At 57.5% G+C, this 13600-nt stretch carries 14 protein-coding genes; 11 read left to right on the forward strand and 3 right to left on the reverse strand.

Annotation, left to right across the window (positions count from 1 at the left end; genetic code table 11):
* The first annotated feature begins 24 nt into the window (after nucleotides 1-24).
* From C5750_RS07555 to C5750_RS07575, 5 genes are all read left to right on the forward strand, one after another.
* Nucleotides 25-537: a DUF305 domain-containing protein gene (locus C5750_RS07555; protein WP_105733273.1), complete on the forward strand. Its 513-nt coding sequence runs from the start codon at nucleotides 25-27 to the stop codon at nucleotides 535-537.
* A gap of 1 nt (nucleotide 538) precedes the next feature.
* Nucleotides 539-2002 (forward strand): YncE family protein, encoded by a 1464-nt coding sequence (locus C5750_RS07560; RefSeq protein ID WP_105733274.1) that lies wholly within the window; start codon nucleotides 539-541, stop codon nucleotides 2000-2002.
* Nucleotides 2003-2147: 145 nt separating this feature from the next.
* Nucleotides 2148-2678 (forward strand): RNA polymerase sigma factor, encoded by a 531-nt coding sequence (locus C5750_RS07565; RefSeq protein WP_105733275.1) that lies wholly within the window; start codon nucleotides 2148-2150, stop codon nucleotides 2676-2678.
* The gene (locus tag C5750_RS07570) at nucleotides 2675-3451 is read left to right on the forward strand and encodes an anti-sigma factor family protein (RefSeq protein WP_105733276.1); all 777 of its coding nucleotides are present in this window, start codon (nucleotides 2675-2677) and stop codon (nucleotides 3449-3451) included. Before C5750_RS07565 ends, C5750_RS07570 begins: the two co-directional genes overlap by 4 nt.
* A gap of 163 nt (nucleotides 3452-3614) precedes the next feature.
* Nucleotides 3615-4916, forward strand: a complete 1302-nt coding sequence (locus C5750_RS07575) for an energy transducer TonB (RefSeq protein WP_105733277.1) — start codon at nucleotides 3615-3617, stop codon at nucleotides 4914-4916.
* A gap of 407 nt (nucleotides 4917-5323) precedes the next feature.
* Here C5750_RS07575 and C5750_RS07580 read toward each other — a convergent pair whose 3' ends face one another.
* Nucleotides 5324-5629: a hypothetical protein gene (locus C5750_RS07580; RefSeq protein WP_105733278.1), complete on the reverse strand. Its 306-nt coding sequence runs from the start codon at nucleotides 5627-5629 to the stop codon at nucleotides 5324-5326.
* 100 nt (nucleotides 5630-5729) lie between these two features.
* A complete protein-coding gene (locus C5750_RS07585; protein ID WP_105733279.1) occupies nucleotides 5730-6680 on the reverse strand; it encodes a LysR family transcriptional regulator in 951 nt (316 codons plus the stop codon).
* 46 nt (nucleotides 6681-6726) lie between these two features.
* On the opposite strand from C5750_RS07585, the gene C5750_RS07590 reads away from it, so the two are divergent.
* Nucleotides 6727-7434, forward strand: coding sequence for an FMN-dependent NADH-azoreductase (locus tag C5750_RS07590; RefSeq protein ID WP_207223274.1), 708 nt, complete (start codon nucleotides 6727-6729; stop codon nucleotides 7432-7434).
* A gap of 229 nt (nucleotides 7435-7663) precedes the next feature.
* On the forward strand, nucleotides 7664-8503 hold the full coding sequence (locus C5750_RS07595; RefSeq protein ID WP_105733280.1) for a methyltransferase domain-containing protein: 840 nt from the start codon (nucleotides 7664-7666) through the stop codon (nucleotides 8501-8503).
* A 20-nt stretch (nucleotides 8504-8523) separates the two neighbouring features.
* On the opposite strand, the gene C5750_RS07600 is transcribed toward C5750_RS07595, so the two are convergent.
* Nucleotides 8524-9426, reverse strand: a complete 903-nt coding sequence (locus tag C5750_RS07600; RefSeq protein ID WP_105733281.1) for a GntR family transcriptional regulator — start codon at nucleotides 9424-9426, stop codon at nucleotides 8524-8526.
* 132 nt (nucleotides 9427-9558) lie between these two features.
* Between C5750_RS07600 and C5750_RS07605 the strand changes: the two genes are divergently transcribed.
* The 4 genes from C5750_RS07605 to C5750_RS07620 all read left to right on the forward strand — a co-directional run bounded on the left by C5750_RS07605 (nucleotide 9559) and on the right by C5750_RS07620 (nucleotide 13439).
* A complete protein-coding gene (locus tag C5750_RS07605) occupies nucleotides 9559-10581 on the forward strand; it encodes an ABC transporter permease (protein WP_105733282.1) in 1023 nt (340 codons plus the stop codon).
* A 33-nt stretch (nucleotides 10582-10614) separates the two neighbouring features.
* Nucleotides 10615-11556 (forward strand): ABC transporter substrate-binding protein, encoded by a 942-nt coding sequence (locus tag C5750_RS07610; protein ID WP_105733283.1) that lies wholly within the window; start codon nucleotides 10615-10617, stop codon nucleotides 11554-11556.
* 62 nt (nucleotides 11557-11618) lie between these two features.
* Entirely contained in the window at nucleotides 11619-12431 is an 813-nt protein-coding gene (locus C5750_RS07615) for an ATP-binding cassette domain-containing protein (protein ID WP_199538024.1), read from the forward strand.
* A 12-nt stretch (nucleotides 12432-12443) separates the two neighbouring features.
* Nucleotides 12444-13439, forward strand: coding sequence for a zinc-binding alcohol dehydrogenase family protein (locus C5750_RS07620; RefSeq protein ID WP_105733284.1), 996 nt, complete (start codon nucleotides 12444-12446; stop codon nucleotides 13437-13439).
* The last annotated feature ends 161 nt before the right edge of the window (nucleotides 13440-13600 follow it).

Below are 13600 nucleotides of genomic sequence, written 5' to 3' on the forward strand. Positions count from 1 at the left end.
CAATCTGATCGGAGTATAAAAGACATGTCCCATGGATATCTCGACGGTCACCGCGCACTGCTCATCGCTGGAACACTTGCAGTGGCTTGCTCCGCCATCGCGTCGGCACACGATCTGTCCCATATCGCGGCCAGTACGGAAAATGTGGCGCCACGCGGTGAAGCGGACGAAACGCCGTTTCTGACGCGAAACGATGCCGCCATGACAAAGATGATGGCGGATATGAACGTCAAGCCTACGGGCGACGTTGATCGTGACTTTGTGGCAATGATGGTGCCGCACCATCAGGGAGCGATTGCCATGGCTCTGGCAGTTCTGCGTTACGGCAAAAACGAGAAAATAAGACGTCTGGCGCAGGAAATCATCGTTACGCAGCAACAGGAAATTGCCGCGATGCGCCTTGCGATCGGCGACCCGCTGCCATCGTCCAAGCCATCTTCAACCCAAACCGCGTTCATACCTGATCTGGATACGCACTCGCCGTCAACTCAAGCAATATCCGTGTCGTCAGCCGTTAACATCCAACAAGGAATTTAAAATGAGATCGAAGCTTTTCACCTTGACGCTATTGATTGGCACTGCAGCAGCAGGGCTCGGATCGGCATTCGCCGGGCAGGTCCCAGGACCAGCCTCGGCGCCGGACATCCCCGTCAGTCATCGCGACCGTGTCTACGCGGCCGAACAGTTTTCAAATACGGTATCGGTCACCGATCCTGCCGATAACAAGCTGTTGGGCGTCATCCGGCTCGGAGATCCGCAGCCAGGCAATCTTGCCCCACTCTATCGCGGTCAGGTGCTTGTGCACGGCATGGGTTTTTCCCCCGATCACAAAACGCTCGCGGTTGTCTCGATCGGCACCAATTCTGTTACGTTTATCGACACGGCCACCAACGCGATCAAACACGTCACGTACCTCGGGCGGGCACCGCATGAGGCATTTTTCACACTTGACGGTAAGGAAGTCTGGGTCACGGTTCGGGGTGAAGATTACATCGCCGTTCTGGATGGACATACATTTGCAGAAAAGACGCGGATCAAGGTGCCCGGAGGACCGGGCATGCAGATATTCTCGCCTGACAACAAATACGGCTATGTCTGTTCGTCATTCAATCCGGAAACCGTCGTCATTTCCGTTGCCGATCACAAAATCGTCGGCCATGTGAAGCAGGAAAGCCCGTTCTGTCCCGATCTCGCAGCAACGCCTGATGGCAAGCAAGTCTGGTTCACTCTGAAAGACGTGGGCAGGACACAGGTGTTTGACGCCAAGCCACCCTTCAAACTCATCAAAACGCTGGATACGGGGCCGATCACCAATCACGTCAACATCGTCCGCAATGCCAATGGCATGTTTGCCTACGTGACTGTTGGCGGATTGAACCAGATCAAGGTTTTCCGCACCGACACATTTGAGCAAGTGGCCACGATCCCGGTCGGTAAGCTCCCGCATGGGCTGTGGCCCGCTGGTGATGGCACACGTGTTTACGTCGGCCTGGAAAATGCCGATGCACTGGCGGCCATCGACACGCTGACCAATACGGTGATCGCAACCATTCCCATTGGACAGGCGCCGCAGGCTTTGACCTATGTTCCCAATGCTGTTCCGGAAGGTGACGGGATGCAGAATTTGCAACCTCTCGGTGTTGCTGGCCAAGCGGCTCAGTTGACCCTCGCTTCGGTGTCGGCTGCTGCATCTGCGGAGGCAAAGCCGACGAGTGTGACCCTCTTTGATCAGGGGCTTACACAGGTTCTGCAAGCTGCAGTGACGGGTCTGGAGCCCAAACAGCCTTATGTGCTGGCACTGGCATCTCAGCCGGATGGTGGTGGTGCGCTCCAGCCGCTGGCAGCCTTCATGACCAACCCCGCGGGTTCGGCAATCGTCAATGCGGTTGGCCCCATTCGTCAATTGGCAGAGAGTGGACAGGACGTCCCGAGCCGCTATCTGGTGGTTGCGTCCGGCACAGCCGCCAAGATCGGTAAGCTCGTGCAGGTGCAGACGAAATGATAAGGCGCTGCCCGCATTCGGTTTTCCATCAGGCAGCGAGATGCGGGCAGCGGTCACATATCGAGACGGTACGGCAGAATGGTATTGGTACAATGGCTACCGTCAGCGGCGTCGTGCAACGCCTTGAAGCAGAAGGGGCTCTGACATGACAGATATGATCGTTTTGATCGAGCCCCTCATTCCGGCATTGCGGCGATATGCGCGTAGCTTGATGCGGGATCGTTCGGCTGCCGATGACCTGCTGCAGGATTGTCTGGAGCGGGCCGTCAGTCATTGGCATCAGCGGCGTGATGATGGTAACGCCAGAACATGGATGTTTACGATCCTGCACAATCTGGCCATCAACCGCCTACAGAAAACCGCACGGCGCGGAGTTCATCTGGATATTGACGATGCATCTGATCCGGCCCTCTCGGGGAGGCCGACGCAAGAGGATGGCTTACATCAACAGGACGTTTTGCGTGCCTTGAAAACTTTGCCGGAAGAGCAGAGAAATGTCATTCTTCTCGTTTCGGTTGAAGATTTATCCTATGCGGAAACCGCAAAGGTTCTCGGAATTCCTATAGGTACGGTTATGTCGCGATTGGCGCGAGGCCGTGAACGGTTGCGGCAGGTTCTTGAGGGTGAAGTGAACAACAAGATTGAAAACGGTCCTCATTTGAGGAGAGTAAAATGAACAACAGCCCGATCACGGAAGACGATCTGCACGCTTATGTCGACCAGGCTCTTAGCACGGCCAGACGGGATCAGGTTGCCCAGTATCTTGAGCAACACCCTGATGAGGCCGAGCGGATCGCAAGTTATCGAAAGCAGCGGGATCAACTGCGGTCTGCACTCGCACCAATAAGCGAAGAACCGGTACCTCCTGAGCTTAATCTGGCGCGCATGCTTGATAGCGCGCGGCGTCCAAGATTTCCGGTTTGGCGCTCCGCTGCTGCCGCTGTTGTATTGCTTGCAGTTGGCCTAACCGGCGGCTGGTCGCTTCAGACTCTGTCTCAACCAGCTACCGGCGGCATCATAGCGCTCGCTGACGAGGCGACATACAGCTATCAGGTCTATGCTGGAGATAAGGGACGGCCAGTGGAAATCAAAGCATCCGATCAGGATAGCCTGGTCAAATGGGTTTCGAACCGTCTGGGCCACAATGTATCCGTGCCTGACCTGACAGGCTCCGGCTACCGGTTCATGGGAGGGCGCGTTGTTGCCACAGCCCACGGCCCTGCGGGTATGTTCATGTATGACGATGACAATGGCACCCGGTTGGTGATGCTCACACGGGCCATGGCAGCGGATAAAAACTCTCCCATGTTGTCGCAATCCGCCGGCCTTGTGCAGAGGATCAGCTGGTCAAAGGCGGGCATCGGCTACAGCCTGGTCGGGCCTCTTTCCACCGAGGTGCTCAATCCGCTTGCCAATGAAATGCGCCGGCAAATCGAAACAAATGCGTAGGTCCATCGTGAGCAGAAAGCGCAGCGGCTAAATTGGGGATCGGAAAAGCTGTTGTCACCGCGTCGCACACTATCGTGCATTGAAGCTGACGAAATCTGACCGTCCGGCTGGTGAAGCCGATGAGATGGCTCATCGACTGTACGAGCGCGCGACGAGGTAGAAAATGAAGCTTGCGACTTGGCCGCGATTTAATTTCAACCTCGCAGAGTTAGAGCGGGCAGCGCTTTCAGCGAAATCCAACCGGCATGCCGATATTTTTGTTGATTGGGATGCCAACGATTTGAATGACGATCTGCGCTGGCAATCTGCCGGGCAGGGGAGTTGCGATTGTCGTAACTCATCACGTCAGCCGGTTGATGATGTGATTTTTGCCCGCAGCCGTTGTTTGAAGATGGGGATCATTGACTATCCATTTCAGAGTTCCGGTATTGCCGCTGAAACACCACCGGTCTGCGATATCGACATGGGAAAGCGGCGGGATGTTCCAAAGCGTGGTCGTCTGAGCATCGCCTATGCATGGTTCACTTCACTTGCGGTCCACCTCGCTTTGCTTGCTGCTCTTTCCTTTAGCCTGACGGCACCCATAGTGCAGGAGGAAGCTGGCTCAGTCGTTAGTTTGATCATAGTTGGCGATTCCGAAACCAACAGCACTGTTGCAGGTGATCCAGATTTGCAGGTTGATCCCCTGCACCAAGAAGACGTGCCTGCAAATACGCAATCAGCGGCAGTGCAGCCCAACGCGATGCCGGCAATTGAAGACAGGAAAAGTCAATTCGAGCAGGAGGCTGCGCTTGGTTCATCGATGCCGGATGCTGCCGAACCGCTGCCGCTGACGTCGAACGCTCCCGCTGAGACGGCGGCGTTACAGGCGGTGGCAACGCAGGGGCAAGAAGATCCCAAGCCCGTTGCCCCCGTTGAAATGGGCGAAGGGCAAAAAGAACAATCAAGTTCTATGAACGCGCCCGGCTTGATGCCAGCCTCCAAAATCGTACATCCCATCGAAAAATTGAAGGCCACGGCGAAGAAAAAGCCGAAAAACAAAACAACAAAGAAACCTCCCGGTTCTCAAAGCGGGAAGAAGGGGGATTCCGGACATGGTGAGGACAATGACAGCAAAGCGGTATCTTCCGACCAAAGCTTCCGTTCTGCTGCACGTTCGGACGGAATGGGCAATGCGGACATAGACAACTATCCGGGCAAGGTGCAGTCGCGTATTCGCCGTGCGGTCAGATATCCCTTGGGGAACAGGCGCATGTTGGCCTCAATGAATGTGCGAGTGCGTCTCACTATCAGCCGGGACGGTTCACTCGCGGAAGTCTCGGTCGTCCAGAGTTCAGGAATTCCGGCACTTGACAGTGCTGTGGTAGCAGGTGTCCGGCGCGCAGCGCCGTACCCCCCGCTGCCGTCCAAGTGGAGCAAGCCGAGCTGGACCTTTGCACAAGACGTTCAGGTTACGGGACGATAGCCGCACTGAGCACTGGTGCAATGCTTGCGAGGTGCCAATCCTAACCAGACCAAGACCTGTCGAGGATTGACACAGTGTTGGAAGTCGCCGACCTCCTGTACCAGCGCGATCTTCTGAGCGCGGTATTGGAAATAACCACAGCGTGTCAGTCATGTATCATCAGCTTTGACAATCGGGCGGACTGATGGACGGAGACGGAGATGCTATCTGCTTAGGCGACTGACCAGGATGGTCACGCACCGGGACGGACCCGCTTCGACAGTAGTACCTGCCCGCCACCCAGCATTCTCTTCGCGGTCAAAGATTGTAGTGCTCTTCAGAGTTGTCCCTCGAGCGCACAGTTCGGCTGCCATTTGACGCATCACGGCATTGATCTGGGTATGGAATTTTCGCAAGAACGCGAGTTCTCAAATTCCTGAACCGTCGAGCTGCTCGGCGTCTTCGCCTTCCCAGGGTGGGGGCATTGACGTACGATCCAGATTAGCCGAGGGCATCGGCATCCAGCACTTCAATTCCGGCTCGGCATATTCGACGATGCGGCCGGGTGAGGAATCGGAGGCGCGCCAGCCTTCGGCCCCAAACTGGTCAGCACGGGACCAATATGCAAGATCAACTTCTGCCTGCCCCTGTTCGGATGGACGGATCGTTACGAGGATTCGGCTGCCGTCCTTCGGTGCGCTTGCCATGTGGCGCCAGCGGTTTGGCTCATCCATCGTTTTTCCTCTTGTATTGCTATGGATTGCAAGTGTCGCCTCACCGCTGAAAGCCGTCAACTCAAACTTTTACACAGTCATCCCGCGAATTCGCCGCGACTCAGCGATGGGTGGAAACTGCTATGTCCGCTTGTGAGCGCGGATGTGCCGAAACTGAAATGAACCGGGTCTGGAGATTGTCGAGGAGCCAAGCGCCTGCGCGGCCCGGAAAACGATCGCGCATATGCGCGGCATAAATGGTCAGAGGGCTGTGAGCGCTGGCGGGATCGTCCTCAATTTGCAGCGGAACGAGACGTTCTTCGGCCAAAAGCGGCTTCACCAGATGTTCGGGCATCCGGCACCAGCCAAGTCCTGCGAGAAGGAAATCCAGCCGGCGCCCCAGATCAATGAAGCGCCATACCTTCGTTCCAAGAATGCCATAGCCGGGACTGTCCGGTGTGGACGGATCAGACAGTACAAGCTGAACATGCTCATCCAGGTCCGCATGCGTTACCGGCCGGCCGAGCCGGGCGAGCGGATGGGCTGGCGACACGACCGGAAGCAGGCGCACGCCAAGCAATGGCAAAGCCACAACATCTTCAGGCACATCAGGCAGAAGCACGCAGAATGCGAGCGCAGCATCTCCCCGGCGCAATCGTCGCTCGGCGCCGCCGAGGCCCTCTGTCGAGAAGCTCACCGGCAAGTAAGGAAATGTATCGCGGAGCGCATGCAGACTGTCGATAAACGAAGCAGTGGGTACCAGCGGATCAATTGCGACTGCAAGCTCGGGCTCCAGTCCATTGCGCGTGGCGGCGGCCATCGCCTCGAAACGTGCCGTGCCCGACAGGACGACACGGGCCTGAGCGACCAGCGCGCGGCCTGCGTCCGTCAGGTGCGGGCGATAGCTGCTCCGATCGAACAGGATCACACCCTGCACGTCTTCCAGCGTTGCAACGGCCTGGCTGATCGCGGACTGGGCACGATGGAGCTTGCGACCGGCAGCCGAGAAGCTGCCGGTTTCGGTGATCGCCACCAGCACACGCAACTGGTCCAGGGTCAGACTGCCCAACATTCCATCATCCAAACCGATAGAGATTATAAGATTAATATCTCTTTCAATGATGACCGTCCAGTGTGCAAGCTACAGCCATGCTCTTGGCGCGCCGAATTCCGGCTTCCGCTTCGGCCACCTCAAATCCAAGGATAGTTTCATGCCCCGCCTTCTCGTTGTCGAAACCAGCCCGCGCGGCGATTCTTCGATCTCGCGCAATCTCACCCGTCGCTTCGTCACCAAATGGCAGGCAGCACATCCCGGCGGGCAGGTGGTTACCCGTGATCTGATGAAAACAGACATGCCGTTTGTGAACGCGCCATGGCTCCAGGCTTATTTTACGCCGCCCGAGCAGCATTCAGCCAAAATGAAAGAAGTGCTCCGGCTGTCGGACGAACTTGTCGCGGAGCTGCTGGCGACCGATCATCTCGTCATTGCCACGCCCGTGTACAACTACAACATTCCGGCGGCGCTCAAGGCTTGGGTTGACCACATCGTCCGCAAGGGGGCGACGCTTGGGATGGACGGCAAGGGCCTTGTTAGCGGCAAGAGGGCTACTGTGCTTATGGCTTCCGGAGGCGTTTACACAGAAGGGTCGCCAATCCGCGATCGAGACATCGCGACCCAGTATCTGCGCCTGATCCTGAACATCGTCGGTATCACCGAGGTAACGTTCATTGCGGCGGGTGGAGCAAAGGCAGTTGATTTGGGCGAGATCGGGCGAGATGATTTTCTGAACAAGTTCCATGGTGAAATCGAGGCTGGGGCTTCGTAATGCTGCCTTCGGGGTGGGCTCGGCAGCCGCATCCTGCAGACAATTGGATTGCAATCAAGAATGCCCGATGTTTGTCTGTTTTCGTCGTGGACGCTTTTGGAGTTGGTTGGGCACGTCACATAAAGCGGGCACAATCTACGGCAACGCTTCGCGGCTCAATCGCGTGAGAGCAGGCCGATCAGACTTATGGTAAGAGTTCATAAGGGAACGGCGCCGGGTGAGGGTGGAGATGTTGGATCGTGCTGACTTCTATGATGCCGAATTAAAGCGGCACAATGAACATTTGCGCGCCGCTGCCAGGGTTGGAGTCCGTGACCGTGTGCTCGATGTCGGTTGTGGGGCGGGACAATCGACCCGCGACGCCGCCCGTGTCGCGGTGGAAGGCAACGCGATGGGCGTGGACACGTCCCCGGACATGCTCGAGGTTGCGCGACGGCGTTCCAACGAAGCGGGGTTGCGAAATGTTGCATTTGAGCAGGGTGATGCCCAGCATCATGCATTTCCTGCCGCCAGCTTCGACCTTTGTATCAGCCGGTTTGGTGTGATGTTCTTTGCTGATCCGGCGGCAGCGTTTGCCAATATCGCTCGCGCGATGCGTCCGGGCGCGCGCCTCGTATGGATGGTGTGGCAGAGTCAGGAGCGCAACGCATGGTCTGGTGCCATTCGGCAAGCGTTGGCCCCGGGAACCGCGGTTTCCGCAGGTGCTTTGTCGCCATTTTCACTTGGCGATCCCACCATCGTTACAGAACTTCTGAGCAGGGCTGGCTTTGTTTCGATCGATTTTACCGATGTGCAAGAGCCGGTCTTCTATGGGCCTGACGCCGACAGTGCGTTTGACGCGCTCATCAACCTCTATCTGGTGAAGGACGCGCTGATGCGAACCGATGAAGCGCCCGATAAGGCATTGCAGCGGCTGCGCGCTTTACTGGAGTCTCATATGACCACAGAAGGTGTACTCTTTGAGTCGCGCGCCTGGATCATTACCGCTGACAGGGGGGAAAGACCACGGCGTCCCGGCGACCTCGATCGCCGTGCAATCTCGACGCGATTCATACGCCGTAAGGGATAGCAACGCCGTCTTGGACGGCGCTAGGGCAGGGCGTGAATGCGCAGCGAGGAGAGGAGCGTCTGCTTTGACGTACGCAGATGATCGCGCGCCGCAGCAAGCGCCGAGATTTCGTCGCGCGATTTCAGGGCCGCGATCAGTCTTAGATGTTCTCCGATCGCCGCAGCATTGCGCGCGCGCTCGTCCTTCTTGTCCCATTGATAATGGTAGTGGAAAATCAAGGAGATCACCTTCTGGAATTCGGCGACGAAGCGATTGCGCGTGACGCTGCCTATTGCCAGATGAAAGCGCTCGTCCAGCAGGGAGAAATCATGAAAGCGCTCATCGATTGCTGCTGCCAGCGCGCGATGCGCCGCCTCGAGTTCCTCGATCTTGCGCCAGATCGGGTGGCTGTCGGGCAGTGCAATGAGCTGTGAAACCGCGTTAAGCTCGATCATCATGCGGAAATCAGACAGCTCAATCGCGAAATCAGAGGTGAATCCAACCAACTCCCAGCCATTTTTGGGCCGCCGCTTGACAAGTCCGAACCGGCTGAGCGAGGCCAAGAACTCCTGCAGGCCGTAGACGCTGACCCGGAACTGCCGTGCAAGTTCGGCAACATTGAGCGGTGTGCCCGGCGGCACGTCAAAGCGCAGGATCCAGTAGAGGAACTGACGTTCGAGCTCTTCGGGAGAAACCTGACTGGCATTTACCGTCAGCCAATCGTCTGGAGATGGCGCACGCAAGAGCGCTTTCTGCCTTCCCCTCCATTTGACCACCCCAATCATATCCAAACGCTCGAGGATTGAACGGATCACCGTACGGCTCACCTCAAACTGCGCCGAAAGCACCAGTTCCGAAGCCAGAAGATCCCCCGGTTTCAACGCGGAACACTCATCGAGAACCGCATTGAAAGCCGCCCTGAAGCGCTCGTCCGTCCGTGCCATCGCGCGCACCTCCCTGTCGCTGCCTTCGATACATCAAGAGTGAATAGTCGACAATAATTAAAAACAATTGACAGCGGATTTCGCGACCTGCAGTCTGCATTTAATAATTTTATACCGCTCGGGAGGGGCACCATGTCAGTTGAAGCGGACCGGCTTGTAGGCCGGTTGGCCGGGTTCAAAATTTCATCCGATGCCCTGCACAAGCTTTCTGCACTGTTTACGCTGTTCATGCTGGTTGCACTTTTCGCTTTCGGCAATGCGGCCTTTCTGAGCGTCGGCAACGGGCTCACAGTGCTGTTGCAAACGTCGGTAATCGGCCTGCTCGGAATCGGAATGACGCTGGTAATCGTGACTGGCGGGATAGATCTCAGCGTGGGTTCGGTGCTGGCGCTTTCGGGAACCGTGGCCGGTCTTGCTGTGAAGGCCGGAATTCCCGTACCGCTCGGCATGGCCATGGGAATTGGTGTGGGCGCGCTGTGTGGTGCGGTCAATGGCATTGTGATTACGAAAATGCGCATCACGCCCTTTGTTGCCACACTCGGCATGATGCTGATGGCGCGGGGCATTGCCTTGCAAATCACCGGCGCCGCTCCGATTTCACAATTGGGCGAGGCATTCGGCAGACTGGGAAATGGTTCGCTGTTTCGTGTGATCGGCATGGGTGCAAATGGCCTGCCGAAAGTCATCTTCCCGGGAATTCCCTACCCCGCGATCCTGCTTTTGGTTGTGGCCGTAGCCGTCGCCTTCATGCTGCGCCGTCGCTCGATCGGCCGCCATATCTATGCCACGGGCTCGAATGAGGAGGCCGCTCGGCTTTCGGGCGTCGAGGTCGATCGGACCAAGTTTGTCGCCTACGTCATGACCGGTGCCCTCGCCGGACTGGCTGGGATTGTTTTAATGTCCCGCCTGGTCACAGCGCAGCCCAATGAGGGCGTCATGTATGAACTCGACGCGATCGCTGCGGCCGTTATCGGTGGGGCATCGCTTATGGGCGGGGTCGGAACCGTTTCAGGAACGATGATCGGTGCCTTCATCATCGGCGTCTTGCGCAATGGTTTGAACATGGCTGGCGTCTCAGCCTTCATTCAGCAGATCATCATCGGCTTTGTCGTGATTATGGCGGTCTATGTCGATCAGTTGAGAAGCCGCCGTTAACCGGCACAACTGTCTTCATTGGAGGAGGAGAACATGAAGAAGACCTTGAAAGCATTGTTTCTGGCAAGCACGATGATCGCTGCCCCCGCCACCGTTATGGCGGGCGAAATCGCTGTGATCGTCAAGACGACCAATTCGAACTTCTGGCAGAACGTCAACAAGGGCGCTTCGGCCGCGATCGCTGGCCATAGCGAACACACCATGACCTTCAACGGCCCGGCGGCTGAATCCGCAATCGCCGATGAACTCAGCATGGTCGAAAACGCCATCAATCGCGGCGTGGTTGGCATCGTGCTTGCGCCGTCAGATCCCGATGCGCTTGCGCCGGCCGTCAAGAAGGCCAATGAAGCCGGTATTCCCGTCGCAATCATTGATTCCGCGCTCTCGGACGCCGCCAAGAACACCTATCAAACCTTCCTTGCGACCGATAATTGTGCGGCAGGCAAGCTTGCCGCGACCATGATGATTGGAAAGGTCGGTACCGAAGGCAAGGTGGCCGTGATGTCCTACGTCGCGGGCGTCGGTTCGGAAGTGGGCCGCGTCGGCTGCTTCATTGATTATCTCAAGGCGAATTCCAAGCTGGAAATCGTTGGCCCGCTTTATTCGCAATCGCAGATGGCCACGGCACTCAACCAGACGACCGACGTGCTCTCCGCCCATCCGGATCTCAAAGGTATCTTCGGTGCCAACGAGCCGACGGCGGTCGGCATGGGCCGGGCAATCGTCCAGGCTGGCAAGACGGGGCAGATCGTCGCCATCGGCTTTGATGGCAACGAAGACCTGCAGGCCTTTGTCCGGGATGGCACGCTCGCTGCAACCATGGTCCAGGGCTCCTACCAGATGGGAGAACTCGGCGTGAAGGCCATTCTCGACATCATCGGCGGCAAGAAGGTCGAGCCGAAGATTGATACGGGCGTTGTCGCCGTCACCAAAGACAACATCAGTGCTCCCGAGGCCAAGAACGTTCTTTATTGAACGGCCAGCCGGGAGAAGGCAGGGCTTCGGCCTCTGCCTTCTCCTCCCATCAGGAAAGTCCCATGAACGCGCAAGTCTCAAAATTGCAGCCGCTGGTCGAGATGATCGATATCCAGAAAAGTTTCGGCGGCGTGCACGCCGTGGAACATGTGTCGGTTGATCTCTTTCCCGGAGAGGTCGTTGGAGTCCTGGGCCACAATGGTGCTGGAAAATCCTGCCTGATGCGGATTCTTTCGGGTGCAATGACACCGAACACCGGCAGAATCAGGATCGGGGATGAGGATGTCCGGTTCCTGTCGCCGCAAGACGCGCGGCGCAAGGGGGTCGAGGCCATCTACCAGACGCTGGCGCTTGCCGACCACCTTGATGCACCGTCAAATCTGTTTCTCGGCCGTGAGCTGAAAACGCGCTGGGGCAATCTTGACGACAGGAAAATGCTGGAGGAAGCGCGCAGGATCCTGCACCGGCTCAACCCCAACTTCAAGAATTTGAGCGATCCTGTTTCTCAATTGTCCGGCGGTCAGCGGCAGGTCATTGCCATTGCCCGCGCCATCTATTTCAATGTGAAGATTCTCATCATGGATGAGCCGACGGCTGCGCTTGGACCGGCCGAGACAGCCATGGTCGCCGATCTCATCCGGCAATTGCGGCGTGAGGGTATCGGCATCTTCCTCATCAGCCACGACATGCATGACGTTTTCGATCTCTGCGACCGCATTGTGGTGATGAACCGGGGGCGCAATGTTGGCGCCTACCACGTCAAGGAAGTGACCAAGGATGACGTGCTGAGCCTGATCATCAAAGGTGAGATGCCCGACGGCTGGCGGCCGCGTGATGCGGCAAGCAGACTGCAGCCTGGTTTGGATTCAAATTGAGGAGAATAATGAATGTTGTGCGGCACCTGTGTCGAACCGGGACGGTTCGAACTCATCGAACGGCCCCTTCCATTGGCCCTGCCGGAAGGCTGGGCTTTTGTCGACATCACGGCGGTCGGCATCTGCGGTACGGATTATCACATCTATGCCGGCAAGCACCCCTTTCTCAATTATCCGCGTGTTATCGGCCATGAACTGAGTGGCCGGCTGGTCACCCCTGCCGGTGGCCTCAAGGCAGGCACACTTGTCGTGATCAATCCTTATATCGCGTGCGGCAAATGCCGCGCCTGTCTGCGCAGCAAGCCCAATTGCTGTGCGAACATCGCGGTCTTGGGTGTTCATTGCGATGGCGGTCTCTGCCAGCGTATCGCCGTTCCGGCGGAAAATCTGATCGCTGCCGACGGACTGGATGACATTCAGGCCGCCATGGTTGAGTTTCTGGCGATCGGCGCCCATGCAGTGGCCCGGTCGGGTCTGGCTGCCGGTGACTGTGTGCTGGTCACAGGCGCCGGACCGATCGGCATCGGGACCGCGCTCTTTGCCCGGCTCGCGGGCGCCGAGGTTCATCTTTTGGACGTGAGCGCGCAGCGGCTCGCCATAGCCGGCGAGAAATTCGGTTTTCAAGATTCGTATGACGATCCATCGCGGGTCCTCGACGGCGACCGTGCCGACGGCTTCGATACAGTCTTCGATGCGACGGGGGCTGCCGCAGCCATCGAAGCAGGCTTTCCATTCCTCGCGCATGGCAGCAGCTATGTGCTCGTCAGCGTCGTCAAGGATCATATTCGTTTCGACGATGCGGAATTCCATAAGCGGGAAACCCGTATTGTCGGCAGCCGCAATGCCGTCCAATCCGATTTCGAAACCGTCATGACGGCCATGCGTGCCGGCAAGATCCCTACGGATGCTCTTTGTTCGGTGACATTGTCGCTGGCCGAACTGCCGGAACGCTTTCCCGAACTCGCCCGGGACAGGAGCGGACTGATCAAGGCGATCGTTAGGGTCTGACGGTGCCGATCCCGAAAGCGGGTATCCTATTGCGATGCTTGCATCGGCGAATATGGGCTGCATGATCATGACAGGTCAGCTGGGGTATCGAGCATTGCTACCTCGGCAACACGCCAGCTTCCCCACGTAGTGTGTGCCTAGCATCCGGTGTGCCTCCACAG

Source organism: Phyllobacterium myrsinacearum (assembly GCF_002980555.1).
GTDB classification, from domain to species: Bacteria; Pseudomonadota; Alphaproteobacteria; order Rhizobiales; family Rhizobiaceae; genus Phyllobacterium; species Phyllobacterium myrsinacearum.

Coding starts and splice junctions, on each gene's coding strand:
- C5750_RS07555 (WP_105733273.1), top strand. CDS start 25: ATGTCCCATGGATATCTCGACGGTCACCGCGCACTGCTCATCGCTGGA.
- C5750_RS07560 (WP_105733274.1), top strand. CDS start 539: ATGAGATCGAAGCTTTTCACCTTGACGCTATTGATTGGCACTGCAGCA.
- C5750_RS07565 (WP_105733275.1), top strand. CDS start 2,148: ATGACAGATATGATCGTTTTGATCGAGCCCCTCATTCCGGCATTGCGG.
- C5750_RS07570 (WP_105733276.1), top strand. CDS start 2,675: ATGAACAACAGCCCGATCACGGAAGACGATCTGCACGCTTATGTCGAC.
- C5750_RS07575 (WP_105733277.1), top strand. CDS start 3,615: ATGAAGCTTGCGACTTGGCCGCGATTTAATTTCAACCTCGCAGAGTTA.
- C5750_RS07580 (WP_105733278.1), bottom strand. CDS start 5,629: ATGGATGAGCCAAACCGCTGGCGCCACATGGCAAGCGCACCGAAGGAC.
- C5750_RS07585 (WP_105733279.1), bottom strand. CDS start 6,680: ATGTTGGGCAGTCTGACCCTGGACCAGTTGCGTGTGCTGGTGGCGATC.
- C5750_RS07590 (WP_207223274.1), top strand. CDS start 6,727: ATGATGACCGTCCAGTGTGCAAGCTACAGCCATGCTCTTGGCGCGCCG.
- C5750_RS07595 (WP_105733280.1), top strand. CDS start 7,664: ATGTTGGATCGTGCTGACTTCTATGATGCCGAATTAAAGCGGCACAAT.
- C5750_RS07600 (WP_105733281.1), bottom strand. CDS start 9,426: ATGGCACGGACGGACGAGCGCTTCAGGGCGGCTTTCAATGCGGTTCTC.
- C5750_RS07605 (WP_105733282.1), top strand. CDS start 9,559: ATGTCAGTTGAAGCGGACCGGCTTGTAGGCCGGTTGGCCGGGTTCAAA.
- C5750_RS07610 (WP_105733283.1), top strand. CDS start 10,615: ATGAAGAAGACCTTGAAAGCATTGTTTCTGGCAAGCACGATGATCGCT.
- C5750_RS07615 (WP_199538024.1), top strand. CDS start 11,619: ATGAACGCGCAAGTCTCAAAATTGCAGCCGCTGGTCGAGATGATCGAT.
- C5750_RS07620 (WP_105733284.1), top strand. CDS start 12,444: ATGTTGTGCGGCACCTGTGTCGAACCGGGACGGTTCGAACTCATCGAA.